Source organism: Pseudazoarcus sp. NS36, assembly GCF_059703705.1.
Genome location: NZ_BAAKJA010000010.1, coordinates 21,175 through 42,655 on the forward strand (window position 1 = coordinate 21,175; position 21,481 = coordinate 42,655).

Annotated in this window: 21 protein-coding genes; 11 read left to right on the forward strand and 10 right to left on the reverse strand. The window is 63.3% G+C overall.

Annotated features, from left to right (window positions below; translation table 11 throughout):
• Nucleotides 1-10 precede the first annotated feature (10 nt).
• The 5 genes from folC to AC6H0R_RS14695 are packed head-to-tail and all read left to right on the forward strand — an operon-like array spanning nucleotide 11 to nucleotide 5,239.
• Nucleotides 11-1,330 carry a bifunctional tetrahydrofolate synthase/dihydrofolate synthase gene (gene folC / locus AC6H0R_RS14675; protein ID WP_497582114.1) on the forward strand — a complete coding sequence of 440 codons (1,320 nt, stop codon included), beginning with the start codon at nucleotides 11-13 and terminating at the stop codon, nucleotides 1,328-1,330.
• Nucleotides 1,320-2,009 carry an SPOR domain-containing protein gene (locus tag AC6H0R_RS14680; RefSeq protein WP_497582115.1) on the forward strand — a complete coding sequence of 230 codons (690 nt, stop codon included), beginning with the start codon at nucleotides 1,320-1,322 and terminating at the stop codon, nucleotides 2,007-2,009. The genes folC and AC6H0R_RS14680 overlap by 11 nt, the downstream gene beginning before the upstream one ends.
• A gap of 7 nt (nucleotides 2,010-2,016) precedes the next feature.
• Nucleotides 2,017-2,508 carry a CvpA family protein gene (locus AC6H0R_RS14685; protein ID WP_497582116.1) on the forward strand — a complete coding sequence of 164 codons (492 nt, stop codon included), beginning with the start codon at nucleotides 2,017-2,019 and terminating at the stop codon, nucleotides 2,506-2,508.
• An 11-nt stretch (nucleotides 2,509-2,519) separates the two neighbouring features.
• Nucleotides 2,520-4,043 (forward strand): amidophosphoribosyltransferase, encoded by a 1,524-nt coding sequence (purF, locus tag AC6H0R_RS14690; protein ID WP_497582117.1) that lies wholly within the window; start codon nucleotides 2,520-2,522, stop codon nucleotides 4,041-4,043.
• A gap of 23 nt (nucleotides 4,044-4,066) precedes the next feature.
• Nucleotides 4,067-5,239, forward strand: a complete 1,173-nt coding sequence (locus AC6H0R_RS14695) for an O-succinylhomoserine sulfhydrylase (RefSeq protein ID WP_497582118.1) — start codon at nucleotides 4,067-4,069, stop codon at nucleotides 5,237-5,239.
• A gap of 45 nt (nucleotides 5,240-5,284) precedes the next feature.
• On the opposite strand, the gene AC6H0R_RS14700 is transcribed toward AC6H0R_RS14695, so the two are convergent.
• From AC6H0R_RS14700 to AC6H0R_RS14710, 3 genes are read right to left on the reverse strand one after another with little or no spacing between them, the layout of a single operon-like run.
• A complete protein-coding gene (locus tag AC6H0R_RS14700) occupies nucleotides 5,285-6,016 on the reverse strand; it encodes a UDP-2,3-diacylglucosamine diphosphatase (protein WP_497582119.1) in 732 nt (243 codons plus the stop codon).
• Between the two features lie 18 nt (nucleotides 6,017-6,034).
• A complete protein-coding gene (locus AC6H0R_RS14705; protein ID WP_497582120.1) occupies nucleotides 6,035-6,529 on the reverse strand; it encodes a peptidylprolyl isomerase in 495 nt (164 codons plus the stop codon).
• A 16-nt stretch (nucleotides 6,530-6,545) separates the two neighbouring features.
• Nucleotides 6,546-7,109 (reverse strand): peptidylprolyl isomerase, encoded by a 564-nt coding sequence (locus tag AC6H0R_RS14710; protein WP_497582121.1) that lies wholly within the window; start codon nucleotides 7,107-7,109, stop codon nucleotides 6,546-6,548.
• A 177-nt stretch (nucleotides 7,110-7,286) separates the two neighbouring features.
• On the opposite strand from AC6H0R_RS14710, the gene cysS reads away from it, so the two are divergent.
• Together cysS and AC6H0R_RS14720 are read left to right on the forward strand one after the other, a co-directional pair.
• The gene (gene cysS, locus AC6H0R_RS14715; RefSeq protein WP_497582122.1) at nucleotides 7,287-8,657 is read left to right on the forward strand and encodes a cysteine--tRNA ligase; all 1,371 of its coding nucleotides are present in this window, start codon (nucleotides 7,287-7,289) and stop codon (nucleotides 8,655-8,657) included.
• A 20-nt stretch (nucleotides 8,658-8,677) separates the two neighbouring features.
• On the forward strand, nucleotides 8,678-9,139 hold the full coding sequence (locus AC6H0R_RS14720) for a PH domain-containing protein (protein WP_497582123.1): 462 nt from the start codon (nucleotides 8,678-8,680) through the stop codon (nucleotides 9,137-9,139).
• A 67-nt stretch (nucleotides 9,140-9,206) separates the two neighbouring features.
• Here the strand turns inward: AC6H0R_RS14720 and dnaJ are convergent, their stop codons facing one another.
• From dnaJ to grpE, 3 genes are all read right to left on the reverse strand, one after another.
• Nucleotides 9,207-10,325, reverse strand: coding sequence for a molecular chaperone DnaJ (gene dnaJ / locus AC6H0R_RS14725; protein ID WP_497582124.1), 1,119 nt, complete (start codon nucleotides 10,323-10,325; stop codon nucleotides 9,207-9,209).
• A gap of 117 nt (nucleotides 10,326-10,442) precedes the next feature.
• Nucleotides 10,443-12,368, reverse strand: a complete 1,926-nt coding sequence (dnaK, locus tag AC6H0R_RS14730; protein WP_497582125.1) for a molecular chaperone DnaK — start codon at nucleotides 12,366-12,368, stop codon at nucleotides 10,443-10,445.
• 104 nt (nucleotides 12,369-12,472) lie between these two features.
• Nucleotides 12,473-13,015 (reverse strand): nucleotide exchange factor GrpE, encoded by a 543-nt coding sequence (gene grpE, locus AC6H0R_RS14735; RefSeq protein WP_497582126.1) that lies wholly within the window; start codon nucleotides 13,013-13,015, stop codon nucleotides 12,473-12,475.
• Nucleotides 13,016-13,193: 178 nt separating this feature from the next.
• Between grpE and AC6H0R_RS14740 the strand changes: the two genes are divergently transcribed.
• Nucleotides 13,194-14,561, forward strand: a complete 1,368-nt coding sequence (locus AC6H0R_RS14740; protein WP_497582127.1) for a serine/threonine-protein kinase — start codon at nucleotides 13,194-13,196, stop codon at nucleotides 14,559-14,561.
• On the opposite strand, the gene AC6H0R_RS14745 is transcribed toward AC6H0R_RS14740, so the two are convergent.
• The 3 genes from AC6H0R_RS14745 to hrcA form a co-directional block, all read right to left on the reverse strand.
• The gene (locus AC6H0R_RS14745) at nucleotides 14,562-15,539 is read right to left on the reverse strand and encodes an SPM autocatalytic domain-containing protein (protein WP_497582128.1); all 978 of its coding nucleotides are present in this window, start codon (nucleotides 15,537-15,539) and stop codon (nucleotides 14,562-14,564) included.
• A gap of 73 nt (nucleotides 15,540-15,612) precedes the next feature.
• Nucleotides 15,613-16,710 (reverse strand): ferrochelatase, encoded by a 1,098-nt coding sequence (hemH, locus tag AC6H0R_RS14750; protein WP_497582129.1) that lies wholly within the window; start codon nucleotides 16,708-16,710, stop codon nucleotides 15,613-15,615.
• 50 nt (nucleotides 16,711-16,760) lie between these two features.
• Nucleotides 16,761-17,795 carry a heat-inducible transcriptional repressor HrcA gene (gene hrcA / locus AC6H0R_RS14755; RefSeq protein ID WP_497582130.1) on the reverse strand — a complete coding sequence of 345 codons (1,035 nt, stop codon included), beginning with the start codon at nucleotides 17,793-17,795 and terminating at the stop codon, nucleotides 16,761-16,763.
• Between the two features lie 97 nt (nucleotides 17,796-17,892).
• Here hrcA and AC6H0R_RS14760 point away from each other — a divergent pair, with 97 nt between their 5' ends.
• Nucleotides 17,893-18,786 carry an NAD(+) kinase gene (locus AC6H0R_RS14760; RefSeq protein ID WP_497582131.1) on the forward strand — a complete coding sequence of 298 codons (894 nt, stop codon included), beginning with the start codon at nucleotides 17,893-17,895 and terminating at the stop codon, nucleotides 18,784-18,786.
• Nucleotides 18,780-20,459 (forward strand): DNA repair protein RecN, encoded by a 1,680-nt coding sequence (recN, locus tag AC6H0R_RS14765; RefSeq protein ID WP_497582132.1) that lies wholly within the window; start codon nucleotides 18,780-18,782, stop codon nucleotides 20,457-20,459. Before AC6H0R_RS14760 ends, recN begins: the two co-directional genes overlap by 7 nt.
• Before the next feature lie 6 nt (nucleotides 20,460-20,465).
• On the opposite strand, the gene fur is transcribed toward recN, so the two are convergent.
• The gene (gene fur / locus AC6H0R_RS14770) at nucleotides 20,466-20,903 is read right to left on the reverse strand and encodes a ferric iron uptake transcriptional regulator (RefSeq protein ID WP_497582133.1); all 438 of its coding nucleotides are present in this window, start codon (nucleotides 20,901-20,903) and stop codon (nucleotides 20,466-20,468) included.
• A 161-nt stretch (nucleotides 20,904-21,064) separates the two neighbouring features.
• On the opposite strand from fur, the gene AC6H0R_RS14775 reads away from it, so the two are divergent.
• A complete protein-coding gene (locus AC6H0R_RS14775; RefSeq protein ID WP_497582134.1) occupies nucleotides 21,065-21,451 on the forward strand; it encodes an outer membrane protein assembly factor BamE in 387 nt (128 codons plus the stop codon).
• The last annotated feature ends 30 nt before the right edge of the window (nucleotides 21,452-21,481 follow it).

Below are 21,481 nucleotides of genomic sequence, written 5' to 3' on the forward strand. Positions count from 1 at the left end.
CGATCCACTCATGAATCATCCCGGCACGCTCGACGATTGGCTCGGGCTGCTCGAATCGCGTCACACGCAGGCCATACAGCTCGGTCTGGAGCGGGTCGCCGTCGTGCTGCAGGCGATGCAGTGCGCCTCGCGCCCGCGAGTCATCACCGTCGGTGGCACCAATGGCAAGGGTTCGACCTGCGCCATGCTCGAGGCCATCCTGCGTGCAGGTGGCTATCGCACCGGCCTGTATTCATCCCCGCATTTGCTGCGCTACAACGAGCGCGTGCGCATCGACGGCAGTGAAGCCACCGATGCGGCGCTGGTCGAGGCCTTCAATGCCGTCGAAGCGGCTCGTGGCGCTGTGGCGCTGACCTACTTCGAGCACGGCACGCTCGCCGCGTGGTGGCTGCTGTGCCGTGAGAACGTGGACGTGGCCATTCTCGAAGTCGGGCTGGGCGGGCGGCTCGATGCCGTCAATGCCATCGAGCCGGACTGCGCCATCGTCACGGGCGTGGCAATGGATCACCAGGACTATCTCGGCGACACACGGGAGCAGATCGGTTTCGAGAAGGCCGGCATCTTTCGCGCGGGCCGTCCGGCCATCTGCGGAGACCCGCAGCCACCGATGTCGCTGCTCGATCATGCAGCCGCCATTGGCGCGCAGCTTTGGGTCAGTGGCCGCGATTTCGGATGTTCCGGTGATCGGCAGCAATGGGCCTGGTGGCGTCTGGAACAGCCCGGGCAGACCGAAGGTGGGCGCGTGCGGCGGGGTGGCCTGGGTTATCCGGCGTTGCGCGGTGCCAATCAGTTGTTGAATGCCGCGGCGGTACTGACGGCGCTTGATTGTCTGCGCGATCACTTTCCGGTGGCCATGCAGGCGGTGCGCGAAGGCTTCATGCACGTCGAGCTGCCGGGCCGCTTCCAGGTCTTGCCGGGCCGACCGGCGGTCGTGCTCGATGTTGCACACAACGTGCAGGCTGCCGGAGTGCTGGCCGAGAACCTGTTCGGAATGGGCTTCTTTCCCGAGACCCGAGCGGTGCTGGGCATGTATGCAGACAAAGACGTCGAAGGCGTGGTCGAGCGCCTGCGTGAACGGATCGATCACTGGTATCTGTGTTCGCTCGAAGGCCCTCGTGGATTGACCGCACAGGCACTTGCCGAGCGGGTGCGTGCTGGTGGGGCCAAGGGCGAGATCATGTGTTTCGACAGCCCCGCAGAGGCGTATCTCGCGGCGCGGAAAAGTGCCGATGAGAATGATAGAATTGCAGCCTTCGGTTCCTTCATGACCGTGTCCGGTGTCATGGCCGTCATCGAGTGCCCTGAGGCGGGTGTTCTGCGTGTCCGATAACGACAACCTCGAACTCAAGAAACGCTCGCGCCGCCGTCTGGTAGGCGCTGCTGCGCTCGCGCTGATCGCCGCCATCGTCCTGCCGATGGTGATGGACGGAGAGCCGATTCCGCCTGTCAGTGACATTCAGGTCACGATTCCTGACCGTACCGTTGATGCACGCCCGATCGGTTCCCGCGAACCCATCGCCGAGCCAGTGGCCGAGGCGCCGGCCGAGCTTGCGGCTCCGGCAGTGGTTGAGCCGCCGGCTCCCGCGCCCGCAGTTCAAGTCGCGCCTTCCGTTCCGGTTGCCAAGCCTGTGCCGGCAGAGCCGAAACCGAAACCTGAGCCTGCGCCGACAAAGCCCGCGCCGGTCCAGGCCCCCACGCAGGCAGCACCCAAGCCGCAACCCATACCCGAGGAAAGTGCCGAGGCGCGACGCGCCCGCGCGATTCTTGAGGGGCGTCCAGCGCCAGAGGAGTCAGTGCAGTTTCTGGTGCAGATCGGTGCCTTCAGCGATGACACCAAGGCGCGCACACGTCAGATGGATCTGGCGGCAAAGGGTTTTGCGAGTTTTGTCGAGACGGCCGGCGGCGTGAGCCGTGTGAGAATGGGCCCCTTCGCGTCGCGTGCCGAAGCTGAATCCACGATTGCGCGCCTGCGTGGCGCTTCGTTTGATGGCGTCGTGACGACGCGCTGACAACTGAATGACCGTTCTCGATTACGTTCTGCTGGTCATCGTCGTGCTTTCCGCGCTGGTCGGGCTGTGGCGTGGTCTGGTCAGCGAGGTCGTTGCGTTGCTGGCCTGGGTAGTCGCTCTGGGGGCCGCGTGGCTGTACGCGTCCGAGGTCGCCAGCTTGCTGGAGGCCCAGATTGCCGAGCCGGCGTGGCGCCAAGTGGCTGGTTTCGCGCTGATTTTCATCGGCGTACTATTGCTCGCGGCGGTGCTGCGCTTTCTCCTGAGGGAGTTGTTGAGGGCCGCAGGCCTGGGGCCCGCAGACCGGATGTTCGGGACGTTTTTTGGAGTTGCCAGAGGCTTGGCAATTGCGTTTGTGTTGGTGTTGGTGGGTGGCATGCTCGGTATGGCGAAGGAACCCTGGTGGGAAAATTCGCTGTTCGCGCCGCCGCTCGAGACGGCAGTCGTGGCATCCAAGCCGTGGCTGCCGGATGTGGTCGCCGAGAGAATTCGGTTCAGATAGGTGTTTGCTCCATGTGCGGAATCTTAGGGGTCGTCGCGAAGTCGCCGGTCAATCAGTTGCTGTATGACGGCCTGATGGTGTTGCAGCATCGCGGCCAGGATGCGGCCGGCATTGCCACCTCGGACGGTGGCAAGTTCTACATGCACAAGGGGCCCGGCCTGGTGCGTGATGCCTTCCGTACGCGCAACATGCGTAACCTCGTGGGTGACTGGGGTATCGGACACGTGCGTTACCCGACCGCCGGTTCGGCCTGTAATCCGGCCGAGGCGCAGCCGTTCTACGTCAATTCGCCGTTCGGCCTGCTGCTGGCGCACAACGGCAACCTGACCAATGCCGAAGAGCTCAAGCGCGAGCTGTTCCTGTCCGATCTGCGTCACATCAACACCAATTCGGATTCCGAGGTGCTGCTCAACGTGCTGGCGCACGAACTGCAGGCCGCCGCCAACGGCTTCAAGCTGGATGACGAGGCAGTGTTTCGTGCCGTGGCCAACGTGCACCGTCGCTGTCGTGGCGCCTATGCCGCGGTGGTCATGATCTCCGGCTATGGTCTGCTGGCCTTCCGCGATCCGCACGGCATCCGTCCGCTGGTGGTAGGACGTTGCGACGTGGCCGAGGGCACGGAATGGATGGTGGCCTCCGAGTCGGTGGCCATCGACGTCACGGGCTATCGCACGGTGCGTGATGTGGCGCCGGGCGAGGCCGTGTTGATCGACCTGGACGGCAACTTCAAGAGCCGTCAGTGCGCGCCGCACACGGTGCAGGCGCCGTGCATGTTCGAGTTCGTGTATCTGGCCCGCCCGGATTCCATCATCGACGGCATTTCGGTGTATGAGTCTCGCGTGAAGATGGGTGAATTCCTGGCGCGCAAACTGCAGCGCACGCAGCCCAACATCGACATCGACGTGGTCATTCCGATTCCGGATTCGAGCCGCCCTTCGGCCATGGAAATGGCCAGTCAGCTTGGCCTCCCGTATCGCGAAGGTTTCGTCAAGAACCGCTACATCGGCCGCACGTTCATCATGCCGGGGCAGGCCGTGCGACGTAAGTCGGTACGCCAGAAGCTCAACACCATTCCGCAGGAGTTCGCCGGCAAGAACGTGTTGCTGGTCGACGATTCCATCGTGCGTGGCACGACCAGCCGCGAGATCGTGATGATGGCGCGTGAGGCCGGTGCCCGTAAGGTGTACATGGCCTCCGCCGCGCCGCCGGTGCGCCATGCCAACGTCTACGGCATCGACATGCCTTCGCGCAGCGAACTGATTGCGTCGGATCGCGACGAAGAGGAAATTCGCCGCGAAATCGGCGCAGACGGCCTGATCTATCAGGATCTCGAAGACCTGAAGGCATCGGTCACAGCCCTGAATCCGGCGATCTCGGTGTTCGAGACGTCCTGTTTCGACGGCTGCTACGTGACGGGCGACGTGACCGCCGAGTATCTGTTCGGCGTCGAGAACCAGCGCGGCGAGAGCCGTGGCGGGGAAGATGATGACGCGCAGCTCGACCTTAACCTCGTCGTCGGCCATCAGGACAACTGAACCGCGACCAAGCCTTACTGCTGATGAACGAATTCGACTTTGACACGCTGTCCGTTCGGGCTGGCACCACGCGCAGCCAGTTCGGTGAGCACAGCGAAGCGCTGTATCTGACCTCCAGCTTTGTCTTCGGCAGTGCTGCCGAGGCCGCCGCGCGATTTTCCGGCGCGGAGGAGGGCATGGTTTATGCCCGCTTCACCAACCCGACCGTATCGATGATGCAGGATCGCCTTGCTGCGCTGGAAGGCGGTGAGGCCTGTGTTGCCACGTCATCCGGCATGTCGGCCATCCTCGCGTTGGTGATGGGCACGATGAAGGCGGGTGAGCACATCATCGCTTCGACGGGCCTGTTCGGCGCCACGCAGCAGCTGTTCGGCAACATCCTGTCGCGCTTCGGTATCGAGACCACGCTGGTGCCGGCGACCGATCTGGAGGCCTACCGCAAGGCGGTACGCCCGAATACCAAGCTGTTCTTCGTCGAGACGCCTTCCAATCCGCTGACCGAAGTCGTCGACATTGCGGCCATCGGCCGGATCGCGCATGAAGCCGGCGCGCTGTTCGCTGTCGACAACTGTTTTTGCACCCCGGCCCTGCAGCGTCCGCTGGAAATGGGGGCTGACGTGGTGATCCACTCCGCCACCAAGTATCTGGACGGCCAGGGGCGTGTTCTTGGCGGCGCGGTGGTCGGTGGCAAGGCGGTGATTGATGAGGTGTTCAAGTTCCTGCGTACCGCCGGGCCCTGCATTTCGCCGTTCAACGCCTGGGTAATTCTGAAAGGTCTGGAAACCTTGCGTCTGCGCATGGAGGCGCAATCGGCCGCGGCGCTGAAGCTGGCCAGCTGGCTGGAAGCGCAGCCCGGTGTGGAACGCGTGTACTACCCCGGGCTGGCGTCGCACCGGCAGCATGCGCTGGCGATGCAGCAGCAGAAGGGCTTTGGTGGCGCCATCGTCAGCTTCGACGTGAAGGGTGGGCGTGAAGCCGCCTGGAAGGTCGTGGATTCGACGAAGATGCTGTCGATTACCGCCAACCTGGGCGATACGCGCACCACCATCACGCACCCGGCCACGACTACGCACGGTCGTATTTCGCCCGAGGCACGTGCCGCAGCAGGTATTGGCGACGGTCTCTTGCGTGTGGCGGTAGGGCTCGAGTCGGTCGATGACATTCAGGCCGATCTGGCGCGCGGCCTGAACGGCTGAGATCGCCTGCTGCAATGACAAAGGCCGCCCTTGAGGCGGCCTTTGTCATTGTGCGGCGGAGGTTCTACCGGTGACGAAGCCGTGTTCTCCGTCCCACATCAGCCAGGGTGCGTCGTCGTGCCAGTCCGGCAGCACCCAGCGTATGCATTCGCGATCCTCGAGATGGTGCACGTGCCGCGCAGGGCGGTGGGTGTGGCCGTGAATCAGCGTGGGGTAGCCGTGCCGGCGCAGCATGTCTTCGACTGCAGAAGAATTCACATCCATGATTTCCATGGATTTTTCGCTCTTGGCCTGCTGGCTTCGCTGGCGCAGGTGGTCGATGAAGGCGCGTCGTTCGGCCAATGGTTTGGCCAGGAAGCCGGTCTGCCACGGAGTGGCCCGCACCATCGCACGGTACTCCTGATACGCCCGGTCATCCGTGCACAGCGTGTCGCCGTGCGACAGCAGCACGCGTTGACCGTCGAGCTCGATCTCGCTCGGTTCGGCCAGCAGCTGCATGCCGGCCTGGCTGGCATAGGCCTCGCCGAGCAGGAAGTCGCGGTTGCCGGCCAGGAAGGAGACATGGATGCCCTCATCCGACAGCCCCCGCAAGCCTGCTGCGACATGGCGTGAGAGCGGTGTGTCGTCATCGTCACCGGCCCAGTACTCGAACAGGTCGCCGAGGATGTAGAGCATGTCGACGCCCCGTGCCGGCCCGGCCAGCAGGGCGTCAAAGGCGGCGAGTGTTTCGGGCGTGTCCTCCGACAAATGCAGGTCGGAGATGAAGAGGGCTTTCACCGGGCGCCTAGACTCTGTTCAGACCAGCTCGGCGCGCTCGATCACGACATCCTCGACCGGCACGTCCTGATGAAAGCCGCTGGAACCGGTGCGCACGTTACGGATCTTCTCCACGACATCCATGCCATCGCTGACGCGGCCGAATACGCAGTAGCCGAAACCCTGCATGTCAGCTGAGCGGAAGTTCAGGAAAGCATTGTCGGCGACGTTGATGAAGAACTGCGCGGTAGCCGAATGCGGTGCCTGCGTGCGAGCCATGGCGACGGTGCCGATCTCGTTCTTGAGGCCGTTGTCGGCTTCGTTCTGGATCGGCTCGCCAGTGGGCTTCTGCTTCATGCCGGGTTCGAAGCCACCGCCCTGGATCATGAAATTGTTGATGACGCGGTGAAACACCGTGTTGTCGTAGTGGCCGGCCTTCACGTAGGAAATGAAATTCTCGACCGTGGCGGGCGCCTTGTCAGCGTCGAGTTCCAGCGTGATCACGCCGTGGTTGGTGTGCAGTTTGACGTTCATGGTGTCTCCAGAGGATTCAGTTGGCGGGTGCTTTGAGCACGGCGCGTTCGAGCACGACGGGGTCGGCTGGCAGGTGCTGGTGCATGCCGGCGCGACGCACCGGACTTTTGGCAATGGCGCGTACCACGTCCATGCCGGCGGTGACGCGGCCGAACACGGTATAGCCGTGGCCATCAGGCCGGGGATAGTCGAGCCCGGTGTTGTCGACGAGGTTGATGAAAAACTGCGCAGTGGCGGAGTTCGGATCATTGGTGCGGGCCATGGCGATCGTGCCCGTGGCGTTCTTCAGACCGTTGCTGGCTTCGTTCCTGATCGCGGCGCGCGTCGGCTTCTGGCGCAGGGCCTGGTCAAAACCACCGCCCTGGATCATGAAGCCATCGATGACGCGATGAAACACCGTGTCGGCGTAGAAGCCGCTTTGAACATAGGCGACGAAGTTCTCGACCGTGGTCGGCGCCTTGTCGGCGTCGAGTTCCAGGGTGATGACGCCGCGGTTGGTGTGCAGCTCGACCACCGGTTTGGCAGCCTGGGCGAAGCCGGCGAGGGCGAGCAGGGCGATGGCGCAGAGCAGTTGCTTCATGTTTGATTCCGGGCAGGGTGCAAGGCGGGGAGGCCGTTCGGCCGGCGGGGGCGCTGTGCTATGATCGCGCGCTTCCGGAGCGCAGTCCGCCCGGATTCTAGCAAAACCCCCACGGTGGCGCACGGCGCCCGGCGGCGCGGTTTCCGTCGCGCCCGGCCACCGCAAACGGATGACGGCATGCTGCAGATCCACAATACCCTGACCCGCAAGAAGGAAGACTTCGTCCCGATCGAACCAGGCAAGGTCCGCATGTACGTGTGCGGCATGACGGTGTACGACTATTGTCACCTCGGGCATGCGCGGGTCATGGTGGTGTTCGACATGGTCACGCGCTGGCTGCGTGCGAGCGGTTTCGATGTCACCTATGTGCGCAACATCACCGACATCGACGACAAGATCATCCGCCGTGCGCAGGAGAACGGTGAGTCCATCCGCGCGCTGACCGACCGTTTCATTGCTGCCATGCACGAGGACGCCGACGCGCTCGGCGTGCTGCGCCCGGATCACGAGCCGCGCGCCACCGACTACGTCGCGAGCATGCAGAGCCTGATCTCGCGCCTGACCGAGAAAGGCCTGGCCTACGTCGCCGCCAACAAGGACGTGTGCTACGCCGTGCGCAAGTTCGACGGCTACGGCAAGCTCTCCGGCAAGTCGCTGGACGAGCTGCGAGCCGGTGAGCGAGTGGAGGTGGCCAGCGACAAGAACGACCCGCTCGACTTCGTGCTGTGGAAACATGCGCGCGCCGAAGAGCCGGGCGAAGTGAAATGGGCATCCCCCTGGGGCGAGGGCCGACCGGGCTGGCACATCGAGTGCTCGGCGATGAGTTCCGAGCTGCTCGGCGACCACTTCGACCTCCACGGCGGCGGCGCCGACCTGCAATTCCCGCACCACGAGAACGAGATCGCCCAGTCCGAAGGCGCGCACGGTCACGGCTTCGTGAACTACTGGATGCACAACGGTTTCGTGCGTGTCGACAACGAGAAGATGTCGAAATCGCTTGGAAACTTCTTCACCATCCGCGAAGTGCTCGGCTCGTACGATCCCGAGGTGGTGCGTTTTTTCATCCTGCGTGCGCATTACCGCAGCGCGTTGAACTACTCAGATGCCCACCTTGATGACGCACGCAGTGCGCTGACGCGCCTCTACACGGCGCTGAAGAACTGCGCTCCGGCCGGCGAGGCGAATCTGGATGATCCGCTGGCGCTGCGTTTCGCAGCTGCCATGAACGACGATTTCAACACTGCCGAAGCCGTGGCGGTGTTGTTCGAGCTGGCAAGTGAAGCCAATCGCGGTGACGCGGCCAAGGCCGCGCTGCTGCACGCGTTGGCTGGCACGTTGGGCCTGCTCCAGCGCGATCCTCAGGACTTCCTGCAAGGGGGCAGCGAAGGCGGGCTGGATGAAGCCAGCATTGACGCGCGCATTGCCGAGCGGGCCGCAGCCAAGAAGGCGCGCGATTTTGCCACCGCAGACCGTATTCGCGACGAGCTGACTTCAGCCGGTATCGTGCTCGAAGACGGTGCAGGAGGCACGACCTGGCGTCGTGCCTAAGTCCGATTCAGGGAGAGCCCATGGCATACATTCAGGAGTCCTTGTCGACCGGCGAGCGTGTCGAGTCCATTTTTCGGCTGCACTGGTTTTCCTGGTTGCCGGTGTTCGTGTGGGTGGCGCTCGGAGTGACGGCCGTGGTGGTCACGGCCTGGTTTGATTTCCAGTGGTTACTGGGTTGGGCCGCTGGCGGGCTGCTTTGGCTGTTTGCCCTGTATGCATGGCTGGTGCTGCGCTTTACCGAGTTGGGGGTGACCAACAAGCGCGTCATCCACAAGGTGGGCATCATCAGCCGCAAGACCGATGAAATGAAGCTGTCGTCGATCGAGACGGTGGAAATCGATCAGGGCGTCTTCGGCCGCATCTTCGGTTTCGGCGATGTGCGCGTGACCGGGCGTGGCCTGAGCGATCTGATCTTCAAGAGCATTGATGACCCGATGACGGTCAAGCGTGCCATCGAAAGCATCAGTCACCCAGTGGCCTGAATGGCCGAGGTGTGAATGAAAAGGCCCGCCGATTGGCGGGCCTTTTTGCTGGTGCTGCGGTGTTACGTCAGGTTGCGAAGAAGTCGCGCACCTTGTCCATCCACGACTTGGCCTTCGGGTTGTGCTCGTCCGAGCCGCCTTCGGCTGCACCTTCGAACTCGCGCAGCAGTTCCTTCTGGCGTTCGGTGAGTTTCACCGGCGTTTCGATGACGACGTGGCACATCAGGTCGCCCGGCGCGTGTGAGCGCACGTTGCGGATGCCCTTGCCACGCAGACGGAAGACCTTGCCGGTCTGGGTTTCGGCCGGAATCTTCAGGCGAGCCATGCCGTCCAGCGTCGGGATCTCGATCTCGCCGCCCAGCGCGGCGGTGGTGAAGCTGATCGGCATCTCGCAGTGCAGGTCGTCGCCTTCGCGCTCGAACACGGCATGCGAACGGATATGGATTTCCACGTACAGATCGCCCGGCGGGCCACCATTGACGCCCGGCTCGCCATGACCGCCGTGACGCAGGCGCATGCCCTGGTCGATGCCGGCGGGAATCTTCACTTCCAGCGTCTTGTGGCTCTTCACGCGCCCGGCGCCGCCGCAGCTGCCGCAGGGGTTGGCAATCATGCGTCCGGTGCCGTGGCACTTCGGGCAGGTTTGCTGGATCGAGAAAAAGCCCTGCTGCATGCGAACCTGACCTGCGCCGCCGCAAGTTGAGCAGGTCTGCGGCTGGGTGCCGGGCTTGGCGCCGCTGCCGTTGCAGGTGCCGCAGGTCTCGGCGGTCGGGATGCGAATGGTCTTGTCGGTGCCGCGCGCGGCTTCCTCGAGGCTGATTTCGAGGTTGTAGCGCAGATCGGCGCCACGATAGACGTTGGAGCGGCCACCGCCTCGGCCACCGCCAAAGATGTCGCCGAAGATGTCCGAGAAGGCATCGCCGAATCCGTCGAAGCCCTGGCCACCGCCGCCCGCTGCACCGGCCATGCCGGCGTGACCGAAGCGGTCATAGGTGGCGCGCTTCTGTTCGTCCGACAGGGACTCGTAGGCCTCGCTGAGTTCCTGGAATTTTGCTGCCGCATCCTTGTTGTCGGGGTTGCGGTCGGGGTGATGCTTCATCGCGAGCTTGCGATAGGCCTTCTTGATCTCGTCGGCCGACGCGTCGCGATTGACGCCCAGAACTTCGTAGTAATCGCGTTTAGACATGGGTTTCCAGTCGAGTGTGGAGAGGGGTGAGTGGAGAGGCCAGCGAGGGCCAAAGGCAAGGCCGGGAAGTCCCGGCCTTGTTCCTCTTTGCACTCGGTGCCTGATTCTCGACCCGGCTTACTTCTCGTCCTTCACCTCGGTGAATTCCGCGTCGACCACGTCGGCGTCGGCGGCTTTGCCGGCGTCACCGGCTTCGGCAGCACCCGCTGCACCGGCCTGACCCTGCTGGTCGGCGTACATCTTCTCGCCGAGCTTCTGGCTGGCTTCGGCCAGCGCGGCGCTCTTGGCGTCGATCTGGTCCTTGTCGTTGCTCTTGAGTGCTTCCTCAGCCTCGCTGATGGCGGTTTCGATGGCCGACTTCTCGGCTTCATCGAGCTTGTCACCGTGCTCGGCAACGGCCTTTTTCACAGAGTGGATCAGTCCGTCGCACTGGTTGCGGGTCTCGACCAGATCGCGGGTCTTCTTGTCGTCCTCGGCGTGCGCGGCGGCGTCCTGCACCATGCGCTCGACTTCCTCGTCCGACAGACCGGAGTTGGCCTGGATCTTGATCTTGTTTTCCTTGCCGGTGGCCTTGTCCTTGGCCGATACGTGCAGGATGCCGTTGGCGTCGATGTCGAAAGTGACTTCGATCTGCGGCATGCCGCGCGGAGACGGCGGAATGTCGGTGAGGTTGAATTGGCCCAGGCTCTTGTTGCCCGAAGCCACTTCGCGCTCGCCCTGCAGCACGTGGATGGTCACCGCGCTCTGGTTATCGTCGGCGGTCGAGAACACCTGCGAAGCCTTGGTCGGGATCGTGGTGTTCTTCTGGATAAGCTTGGTCATCACGCCGCCCAGCGTTTCGATGCCCAGCGACAGCGGGGTGACGTCGAGCAGCAGCACGTCCTTGACCTCGCCCTGCAGCACGCCGCCCTGGATGGAGGCGCCCACGGCCACGGCTTCGTCCGGGTTCACGTCACGGCGCGGATCCTTGCCGAAGAACTCCTTCACCTTGTCGATGACCTTGGGCATGCGGGTCTGGCCGCCGACCAGGATCACGTCGTCGATGTCGGTGACCTTCAGGCCGGCGTCTTTCAGAGCGATGCGGCAGGGCTCGATCGAACGGGCGATGAGGTCTTCCACCAGCGCTTCGAACTTGGCGCGGGTGATCTTCACGGCAAGGTGCTTCGGACCGGAAGCGTCGGCCGTGATGTACGGCAGGTTCACTTCGGTTTGCGTGCCGGAGGACAGCTCGATCTTGGCTTTCTCGGCGGCTTCCTTCAGGCGCTGCAGGGCCAGCACGTCCTTCTTCAGATCGACGCCTTGCTCTTTCTGGAACTCGGTGACGATGTAGTCGATGATGCGCTGGTCGAAGTCTTCACCACCCAGGAAGGTGTCGCCGTTGGTGGCCAGCACTTCGAACTGGTGCTCGCCGTCGATGTCGGCGATCTCGATGATCGAGATGTCGAAGGTGCCGCCGCCGAGGTCATACACGGCGATCTTGGAGTCGCCCGGCTTCTTGTCCATGCCGAAGGCCAGCGCAGCCGCGGTCGGCTCGTTGATGATGCGCTTCACTTCCAGACCCGCGATCTTGCCGGCGTCCTTGGTGGCCTGACGCTGGCTGTCGTTGAAGTAGGCCGGCACCGTGATGACGGCTTCGGTCACTTCCTCGCCAAGGTAGTCCTCGGCGGTCTTCTTCATCTTGCGCAGCACTTCCGCGGAGACCTGCGGCGGGGCAATCTTCTTGCCGCGCACTTCCACCCATGCGTCGCCGTTGTCGGCCTTGCAGATGGTGTAGGGCATCAGGTCGATGTCCTTCTGCACTTCCTTCTCTTCGAAGCGGCGGCCGATCAGGCGCTTGACTGCGAAAAGGGTGTTCTTGGCGTTGGTGACGGCCTGACGCTTGGCCGGCGCACCGGTCAGGATCTCGCCGTCTTCCGCGTAGGCGACGACGGACGGCGTGGTGCGCGCGCCTTCGGAGTTTTCGATGACCTTCGGCTTGCCGCCTTCCATCACGGAAACGCAGCTGTTGGTGGTACCGAGGTCGATGCCGATGATCTTGCCCATGATTTCTTCCTTGTATTTCAAATTCGTTGGTCGCCCCGTGCGACCGTGTCATGGTCAATATGGGGCGGGGTGGCGAGCTTTCAAGCCCGCGTTGCGATGAAGGTCTATTTGGCCTTGGCGACCTGAACCAGCGCCGGGCGCAGCACGCGGTCATGCAGCGTGTAGCCCTTCTGCAGCACGGTCACGACGGTGTTGGGTTCGGCGTCCGATTCGATCGCGCCGATGGCCTGGTGCTTGTTCGGGTCGAACTTGGTGCCGAGCGGGTTTTCTTCGCTGACGGCAGCGCCTTCAAAAGCGGAGTTGAGCTGCTTGAGCGTCAGCTCGACGCCCTCGCGGAGCTTTTCGAGCGTCTGGTTCTCGGTGGCCAGCGCGGCTTCGAGGCTGTCACGCACGGGCAGCATTGCAGAGGCGAACTTCTCGGCGGCAAACTTCGACGCCTTGGCAATGTCTTCCTGCGCACGGCGGCGGATGTTCTCTGACTCGGCTTTTGCGCGCAGCCAGGCGTCGTGGTGCTCGGCGGCCTTCTGCTCGGCAATGCGGATGGATTCTTCGAGGCTGGGGGTGGTGTCCGTCTGCGCTTCGTGCTGCTCTGCAGGCGTGCCGTCGTCCTGGACGATCTCGGGTTCGGTGTGGTTCTGGTCCTGCATCGTTGCGACTCCGTTGGTTCATCGACCTGGTCGCAACTGGGGGCGCCGCAACGGTATTTCAAGTCCGTGTGCATTTAAAATTTCGCCAAACACGCTTCCGGACTGGCAGGCGCCCGGTTTGCAGGGCGGTGTATGCTAGCGAATCATTCCGCATCCGAAGTGTACGTCCCGGAATTCCATGAGCGACCTCCCTTCACGCATCGGCAGATTCGACATCATCGAGCAGGTCGGCAAAGGTGCGACCGCAACGGTCTACCGCGCCGTCAGCGAAGACCATCCTGAAGGGGTGGCGGTCAAGCACGTGCGTTTTCGTGGCGATGGGGAAGGGCAGGCGCGGCGAATCCGTCGCCTGCGCAAGCTGATCAAGGCCGAGGCGAGCGTCGTGCGGCGCCTGCAGCATCCGAACATCATCCGCATTCATGAAGTTGTCATCGAGGACGACGAGGCGCACGCCGTGATGGAGTATTTCCCCGGCAAGCCGCTGAGTCGTTACTGCACCTTCGATAACCTGCTGCCCTTGCACCGCGTCATGAGCATCGTGTTCAAGTGCTGCATGGCGCTCGACCACGCTTTTCGCCAGGGGGTGGTGCACCGGGACATCAAGCCCGACAACATCCTGGTGGATGACGACGACAACGTGAAGATCACCGATTTCGGGCTGGCGTTGAACATCAACAAGAAGGCGGACAGCGACTCCACCTTCATCGTCGGCGTGGGCTCTCCGGCCTACATGAGCCCGGAGCAGATCAAGAACTATCCTCTGAATCAGAAGACCGACCTGTACTCGCTCGGCGTCGTTTTGTACAACCTGCTGACTGGCCGCCTGCCGTTTCGGGCCGGCAACCACGCGCAGCTGGTTTACAAGATCCTCAACGCCGAGCCGCCGCCGCCCTCAGGCCTGAATCCGGAATTGCCGGAGTCGGTGGACAAGGTGGTGTTCAAGGCGCTGGAGAAGGATCTGTATTCGCGCTATCGCAACGGGGCGGAGTTTGCGCAGGACCTGTCCGGCATTCGTTATCGCATTGTCGACGAGAACCACCGCAGCATGGACACGCGGCGTTTCGCTGCGCTGCGCCGTCTGGCGTTCTTCACCGAGTTTGACGACATCGAGGTGTGGGAAGCGCTGCGCATCTCGTCGTGGCGCATCGTTCCGCCGCATACGGCGATCTTCCGCGAGGGCAACGAGGACGAACGCTTCGGCGTGCTGGTCGAGGGTGAGGTGGAGATGTCCGTCGAGGGCAAGCGCGTCGACACCCTGCTGCACGGCGAGATTTTCGGTGAGCTGGCCTGGATGGATGCGCCGGTGAGCCGTCAGATGTATTCGGTCGTCACGCTGCGCGACTGCACTTACCTCGAAGTCACGCCGGCGGCACTCGCGCTGGCCTCGGACGAATTGCAGGCGGCCTTCCGTAACCGTATCGCCTCGGTCGTCGCACGGCGTTGCGCGGACGGCATGCGTGCGCTGGCGGCCAGAGTAGGCAAGGAAGCCGCACGGGCAGATCGCACGGCAACCGGCAGTGCCGACCTGCAGCTGGTCGACGACTGATCAGACGCTCAGATCAACCTGACTGACGGTACCGACGCTGCCGTTCTCGTTCAGATAGACGCCGCTCTGGCGCATCACCCCGAGGGTTTCATTGGCAGTGTTGCGCAGTGTGAAGGGCGTTGCGACGCGCGCCAGTGACAATGCGCCCACGCCCGCTTCAGCCAGCGTCATCAGGCTGCCCTGACCATTCCCATCGGCTTGCCAGAGACGTAGCTGACTGAAAGCCGGGTCGGCTTCGTCGATCCAGCCATTGCCGTCGGCGTCGAGCGCGGCGAGTTCGGCAAAGCCGTTGCCACTCATCGGACCAAACAATTCCCTGCCGTCGTCGATGCGGCCGTTATCGTTGCGGTCGAAGGCCAGAAAGCCGCGGCCACCGACCGGTAACGGAAGCTCGTCCAGCGAGCCGTCGGCGTCGAGGTCAAAGGCAAAGCGCGCGTCTGACAGGCTTGCACCGCTGCCGGCGAAGTCGAGCATGAGCGGATCTTTCAGGCGGCGCGGCGTGCCGCTTTCGACGTCAAGAGCGAAACGCTCACTGAAACTGCGCTCCATCTCGAAAGCCACGTCGAAACGGATCTCGCGCCCGTCTGCCGTGCGTACCACGCCGGACGCGGCGAACCCGACACGCTCGTACTCCATGCGCTCGCCGCGCACGCTCATCGACATGCCCGAGCCGTCGCCGGCAGGCGGGGCCTCGCGCGGTGGGGTGTAGGTGCTGCCTGTTTCGGGTTTCAGGTCGGACATACGCAGCAAGTCGATGCTGCGACCGAGCATTTTCTCGATCATCGCGCGCAGCAGGAGCAGGCGCGGATCGTCCAGCGCGTCTTCTTCTGCTGCGGCGATTTGATCAAGGTCTGTAGTTGCTGATGCAGCAGGTTCCGCGGGACGCGGTCCCCAACGTTCGACGCTCACCGAAACGCTCTCGCGCTCATAGGCGAGATGAGTGGACTGCATCGCGATCTGTGCGCTTTCGATTTTCATGGCCGGCCTGCGAACGGATTAATCCGTGACAAGCCTGTTAACGGCAGAACGCGGAATTTCTTGAGGCCTGCGCTCAGCGTGCGGCGCCAAGATCCTTGGCGCGCAGTGCGGCCAGTTCCTGCTCCTGCGCGCTCGGCGGCGCGATATCAAGCCAGTTGCCGAGGTGCGATTCGGCCACAATGCCGAGTGCGGCAATCCAGTCCGGTCGTTCGTTCAGACAGGGGATGTAGTGGAATTCGCTGCCGCCAGCCTCAAGGAAGGCCTCGCAGCACTCCATGGCGATTTCTTCCAGCGTTTCCAGGCAGTCGGATACGAAGCCGGGGCAGATCACGTCAGCGCGTTTGAGTCCTTCGCGCGCGAGCTTCTGCAGGGTCGGCTCGGTATAGGGCTGCAGCCATTCGGCCTTGCCGAAGCGTGACTGGAAAGTGATCTGCCAACGCTCGCGCGGCAACTGCAGCGCTTCGGCGAGCAGCCGGGCGGTCTTGTGGCATTCGCAGTGATACGGGTCGCCGAGATCCAGCGAGCGGCGCGGGATGCCGTGAAAGCTCATGATCAGTTTGTCCGGCTCGCCATTGGCCTGCCAGTGTTCGCGCACGCTGGCGGCGAGCGCAGCGATGTAGCCGGGGTGGTCCTGGAAGCTGCGCACGAAGCGGATCTCGGGCTGGTTGCGCCAGTGCGTGATGCAGCGTGCGACTTCGTCCATGACGCTGGCGGTGGTGCTGGCGGCGTACTGCGGATAGAGCGGCAGCACGACGATGCGGGTACAGCCAGCGGCACGCATGCGGTTCAGTGCAGCCGGGATCGAGGGTTCACCGTAGCGCATGGCCCAGTCAACCACGACCTGGCCGTGGCCGTTGTGCAGCAGCTGCCCGGCGAGCAGCTTGGCCTGCTTTTCGGTATGGAATTTGAGCGGCGAGCCTTCATTGGTCCATACCGTGGCGTACTTGGCGGCCGACTTTTTCGGGCGCAGGGTCAGGATGATGCCGTTGAGGATCGGCCACCACACGACACGCGGAATCTCGACCACGCGTGGGTCGGACAGAAACTGTTTGAGGTACTTGCGCAGCGCGGGCGCGGTGGGCGCTTCCGGGGTGCCGAGGTTGGCGATCAGGACGCCGGTTATCGGCGCCGTACCGTGCGTGTAGGCGGGTTCGGTCCAGTAGCGGGCCATGCGGGGGAATCCTTGCGGTGCGTGAGAGGCGATTGAGACCGTGGCCGGCCTCAATCGTTGCTGTGCGAGAGCGCGTTCGACAGCAGGCGGGCAGTGATGTCGACAATCGGAATCACGCGGTCGTAGGCCATGCGCGTCGGGCCGATGACGCCGACCGAGCCAACCACCTTGCCGTCGACCTCGTAGCCGGCCGTGATGACGCTGCAGCCGTCGAGCTCTTCCATGCCGGATTCGTTGCCGATGAAGATCTGTACGCCGTTGGCGCGGTTGGACAGTTCGAGCAACTGGATCAGCCCGGTCTTGCGCTCGAAGAGCTTGAACAGCTCGCGGATGCGCGACATGTTCGACGACAGGTCCTCGACATCGAGCAGGTTGGTTTCGCCGGAGAGTACGTAGCTGTCCGGTGAGTCGGCCAGTTCGCCGCTGGCTTCCACCGTGGCGCTCATCAGTTCCGAAATATCGCTGCGCAGTTGCTGCAATTCGCCCTGCAGGCGATTGCGCATCTCTTCAAAGGCTTGACCGACGTAGTGTGCGGTCAGGTAGTTGCCAGCCTCGGTCAGCTCGCCCGGCGTATAGCTGCGCTTGGTGTGCAGGATGCGGTTCTGCACGTCACCGGCAGTGGTGACGATGATCAGCAGGATGCGTGCGTCGGAAATGCGCACGAACTCGATCTGGCGGATGCGCACGGTTTCATGGCGTGGGCTGACCACCACGCCGGCGAAATGCGTGAGGCTGGACAGCAGGTGCGAAGCCGAACTGATCAGACGCTGCGGCTGGTCCGGCAGCAAGTGACCGCGCAATTCCATGATGCGCGAGCGCTCCATCGGCTGCACCGTGAGCAGCGAATCGACAAAGAAACGGTAGCCGCGCGAGGTCGGCATGCGGCCGGCCGAGGTGTGCGGGCTGGTGATGAAGCCCATTTCCTCCAGGTCGCTCATGACGTTGCGCACGGTGGCCGGCGACAGTTCGAGCCCGGAGTGTTTGGACAGCGTGCGCGAGCCGACCGGCTGGCCTTCCTCGATATAGCGTTCGATCAGCGTCTTGAGCAGGATCTGTGCGCGAGCGTCGAGCGTGGGTTGGGTCATGTCGCCTTCGTGGTGTCGTTCAGCGTGCATTATTCAGGACGCAGCCGAGCCCTGTCGAGATCGCCGGGCACATCGGCGATTGTGGTTTAATCCGCGCATGAAAAATGCCTTCCGCACGGTCGCGCTCGTCGGCAAGTACCAGGACCCCGGCGTCGAGGATGCGATCCTTGAGCTTGCCACGTTTCTCACTGCACGCGGCCTCTCCGTATGGATCGAAGAGGGTACGGCCGGTTCCATCGTCAAACTGTGTCCGGGATGCGAAGCGCACGACTATGCCGCGATTGGCCGCGCCTGTGACCTGGTGGTGGTGCTCGGCGGTGATGGCACCATGCTGCACGCTGCGCGAACCCTGGGCCACAGCGATGTGCCGCTGGTCGGTGTCAATCGGGGCCGTCTGGGTTTTCTGACCGACATCAGCCGCGATGAAGCGGTGCAGCATCTGGCGAACATCCTTGAAGGGCGCTACAAGGAAGAGCATCGCTTCATGCTCGATGCGGTGGTGACGCGCGATGGCGTCGAGATGAAGCGCATGTCGGCCTTCAACGACGTGGTGCTGAACAAGGGGGAGTCGGGGCGGCTGCTGGAGTTCAACGTCAGCGTGGACGGCGAATACGTCTATACCCAGCGTTCTGACGGCATGATCGTGTCGACCCCGACCGGTTCGACTGCGTATTCACTCTCTGCCAACGGCCCGATTCTTCATCCGACGGTGCATTGCATCGCGCTGGTGCCCCTGGCGCCGCATGCGCTGACGGCGCGGCCGGTGACGTTGCCCGATACCTGCCGCATCGAGATCGAATTGCTGGGCCCGCACGACGGTGGAATCTTCTTCGACGGGCATGAGCGCTTTGATGCCTGTCCGGGAGACCGGTTGAGCATTGCACGTGCGCCCGGCACCATTCGTCTGTTGCATCCCGAGAGTTACAGCTATTTCGCCATGTTGCGCGAGAAGCTCCACTGGAGCGCGGCGCCGAGTACCCCCGCATGCTGAGACGCCTGACCATCCGCGATTTTGTCATTGTCGACCGGCTTGAACTCGAGTTCGAGTCCGGCTTCGGGACCCTGACCGGCGAGACCGGCGCCGGCAAGTCCATCCTGCTCGACGCGCTGGGCCTCGCGCTCGGCGACCGTGGTGACGGTGCCACGGTGCGCACCGGCCAGGACAAGGCCGATATCGTTGCCGAGTTCGATCTGCCGCCGAACAGCCCCTTGGCCCAATGGCTGGCCGACAGCGATCTGCCTGCGGATGACGACATGGTCCTGCTGCGCCGTGTGGTCGATGCCGGTGGGCGTTCGCGTGGCTGGATCAACGGTGTCCCCGTTACGCTCGCGCAGTTGCGTGAAGCCGGTGAATGGCTGGCCGACATCCATGGTCAGCATGCTCATCACGCCTTGTTGCGCGGTGACGCGCAGCGCAGCCTGCTCGATTCCCATGCGGGCGCTGCGGCGCTTGCCTCCGAAGTGGCGGAGCTGCATCGAGTCTGGCAGCGCTTCGCGCGGCAGCGCGAGGCGGCCGAAAGTGATGCCGCGGCGACCCAGCGTCAGCGCGAACTGCTCGTGTGGCAGATCGAAGAGCTGGAGAAGCTCGCTTTCCGCTCCGATGAGTGGGCTGAGCTCGATGCCGAACAGCGTCGTCTCGGGCACGCAGCTGGTCTGATTGAGGGCTCGGCCGAAGCGCTCGGTGCGATTGCCGAGGGCGAGGTTTCGGTCAGTTCCATGCTCGGGCATGTTGCTGCGCGTATTGAAAGCATGGCCGCGCTGGACGCAGAGCTGGCCGAAGTGCGCGATCTGGTGGCCGGTGCGTTGATCCAGGTGGACGAGGCCGCGCATGGGCTGAGGCGCTATCAGGAGCGCCTGGATCTCGACCCGGCGCGTTTGCGTGAGCTGGAGGCGCGTATCGCAGCCATCACGGATGTTGCACGCAAGCATCGTGTTCAGCCGGAAGCCTTGCCCGGATTGCTGGATGACTGGCGTCAGGAGTTGCTCGAGCTTGAAGAGCGCGCCGACCCGGCGCGGCTTGCGGCGGCAGAAGCTGAAGCACACAAGTGCTGGGAAGCCGCAGCCCTCAAGTTGTCGGCGCAGCGCAAGCCTGCAGCCGAGCGTCTGTCGCGTGAGGTCAGTGAGGCCATGCAGACCATGGCGATGGCTGGCGGCAGTTTCGAGGTGGCCATGCTGCCGCGCGAACAGGGCGGCTCACACGGGCTGGAAGATGTCGAATTCCGCGTGGCGGCGAACCCCAATCAGCCTTTGCGTCCCTTGGCCAAGGTGGCCTCCGGGGGCGAGTTGTCGCGAATCGGGCTGGCCATCCAGGTCATGACCAGCCGTGATGCGGCGGTGCCTACGCTGATTTTCGACGAGGTGGACGTGGGGATCGGTGGAGCGGTTGCCGAGCGTGTCGGACAGCTGTTGCAGCGTCTGGGGCGGGATCGTCAGGTGTTGTGCGTAACCCATCTGCCGCAGGTTGCGGCCTGCGCTGATTGGCAGTGGAATATCGCCAAGGTGCAGGTGGGCGGCGAAGTCTTGAGTGCGGTTACGACGCTGGATCGGTCCGGGCGGGTGGAGGAGGTCGCGCGCATGCTTGGCGGACTCGAGATCACCGACAAGACGCTTGGACATGCCGATGAGATGCTGGCGCGCGCGAGTGGTCGCTCGCGCCAGTCTTGAGATCGCTCAGCTGCTTTTTTCGGCGTTCGGACAGTTCTTGCGCAGACAGTTGGCGTACAGGTAGAGGGCGTGTTCCTTGACCTCGAAGCCGCGCTCGTGAGCGACACGCTCCTGGCGCTTTTCGATTTCAGCATCGAAGAATTCCTCGACTGCACCGCACTGCAGACAGACCAGATGGTCGTGGTGGCCGCCCTCGTTGAGCTCGAATACCGCTTTGCCGGCCTCGAAATAGTGCCGTTCGAGTACGCCCGCCTGTTCGAACTGGGTCAATACGCGGTACACCGTGGCAAGGCCGATATCCATGCCGTCCGAAATCAGCAGGCGATAGACGTCTTCAGCCGTCAGGTGACGGGTTTCAGTGTGCTGGAAGAGGTCCAGAATGCGCAGCCGCGGATAGGTGGCCTTCAGACCGATGTTCTTAAGGTTTTGTGAATTGTCTGACATGGATTCCTGCCTCTCGTTATTGTTATCGAGCCGCATCGTCGATGCATGCGATGGTCACAGGCGCATGACGACTCAGCGCGGGCTTGCGGCCTATGATATATTTTTTGCCCTGTGAAGAGAACGACGCGCCGGCGCGTCCCCGAAACCGCTAAAGGCGATTCATGCGCTCGATTACCGTTCCCGTGTTGTTTCTTGCCGGGGCACTGCTTGTGTCCGGTTGCAGCGCCTATCGCATTGACGTGCGCCAGGGCAACTATGTCGATCAGGAGATGGTTGCCCAGTTGCGCAAGGGCATGACCCGCGATCAGGTGCGATTTGCGCTGGGTTCTCCGCTGGTGGTCGACATGTTCCGCGAGAACCGCTGGGATTACGTGTATCGCTTCACCGAAGGCTGGGGTGACCCGCAGACGCGCACGTTGAGCCTGTTTTTCGTCGACGACAAGCTCGACAGCGTTGAAGGTGACGTGATGGCCGACGATGGTTCGACGCCAGAAGTGCAGGCCCAGGGTACTCGCGTAGTCGAAGTGCCTTCTTCCCGTCGCCGCTGATCGGCTGCGACGACTACCGTATTTCAGAGG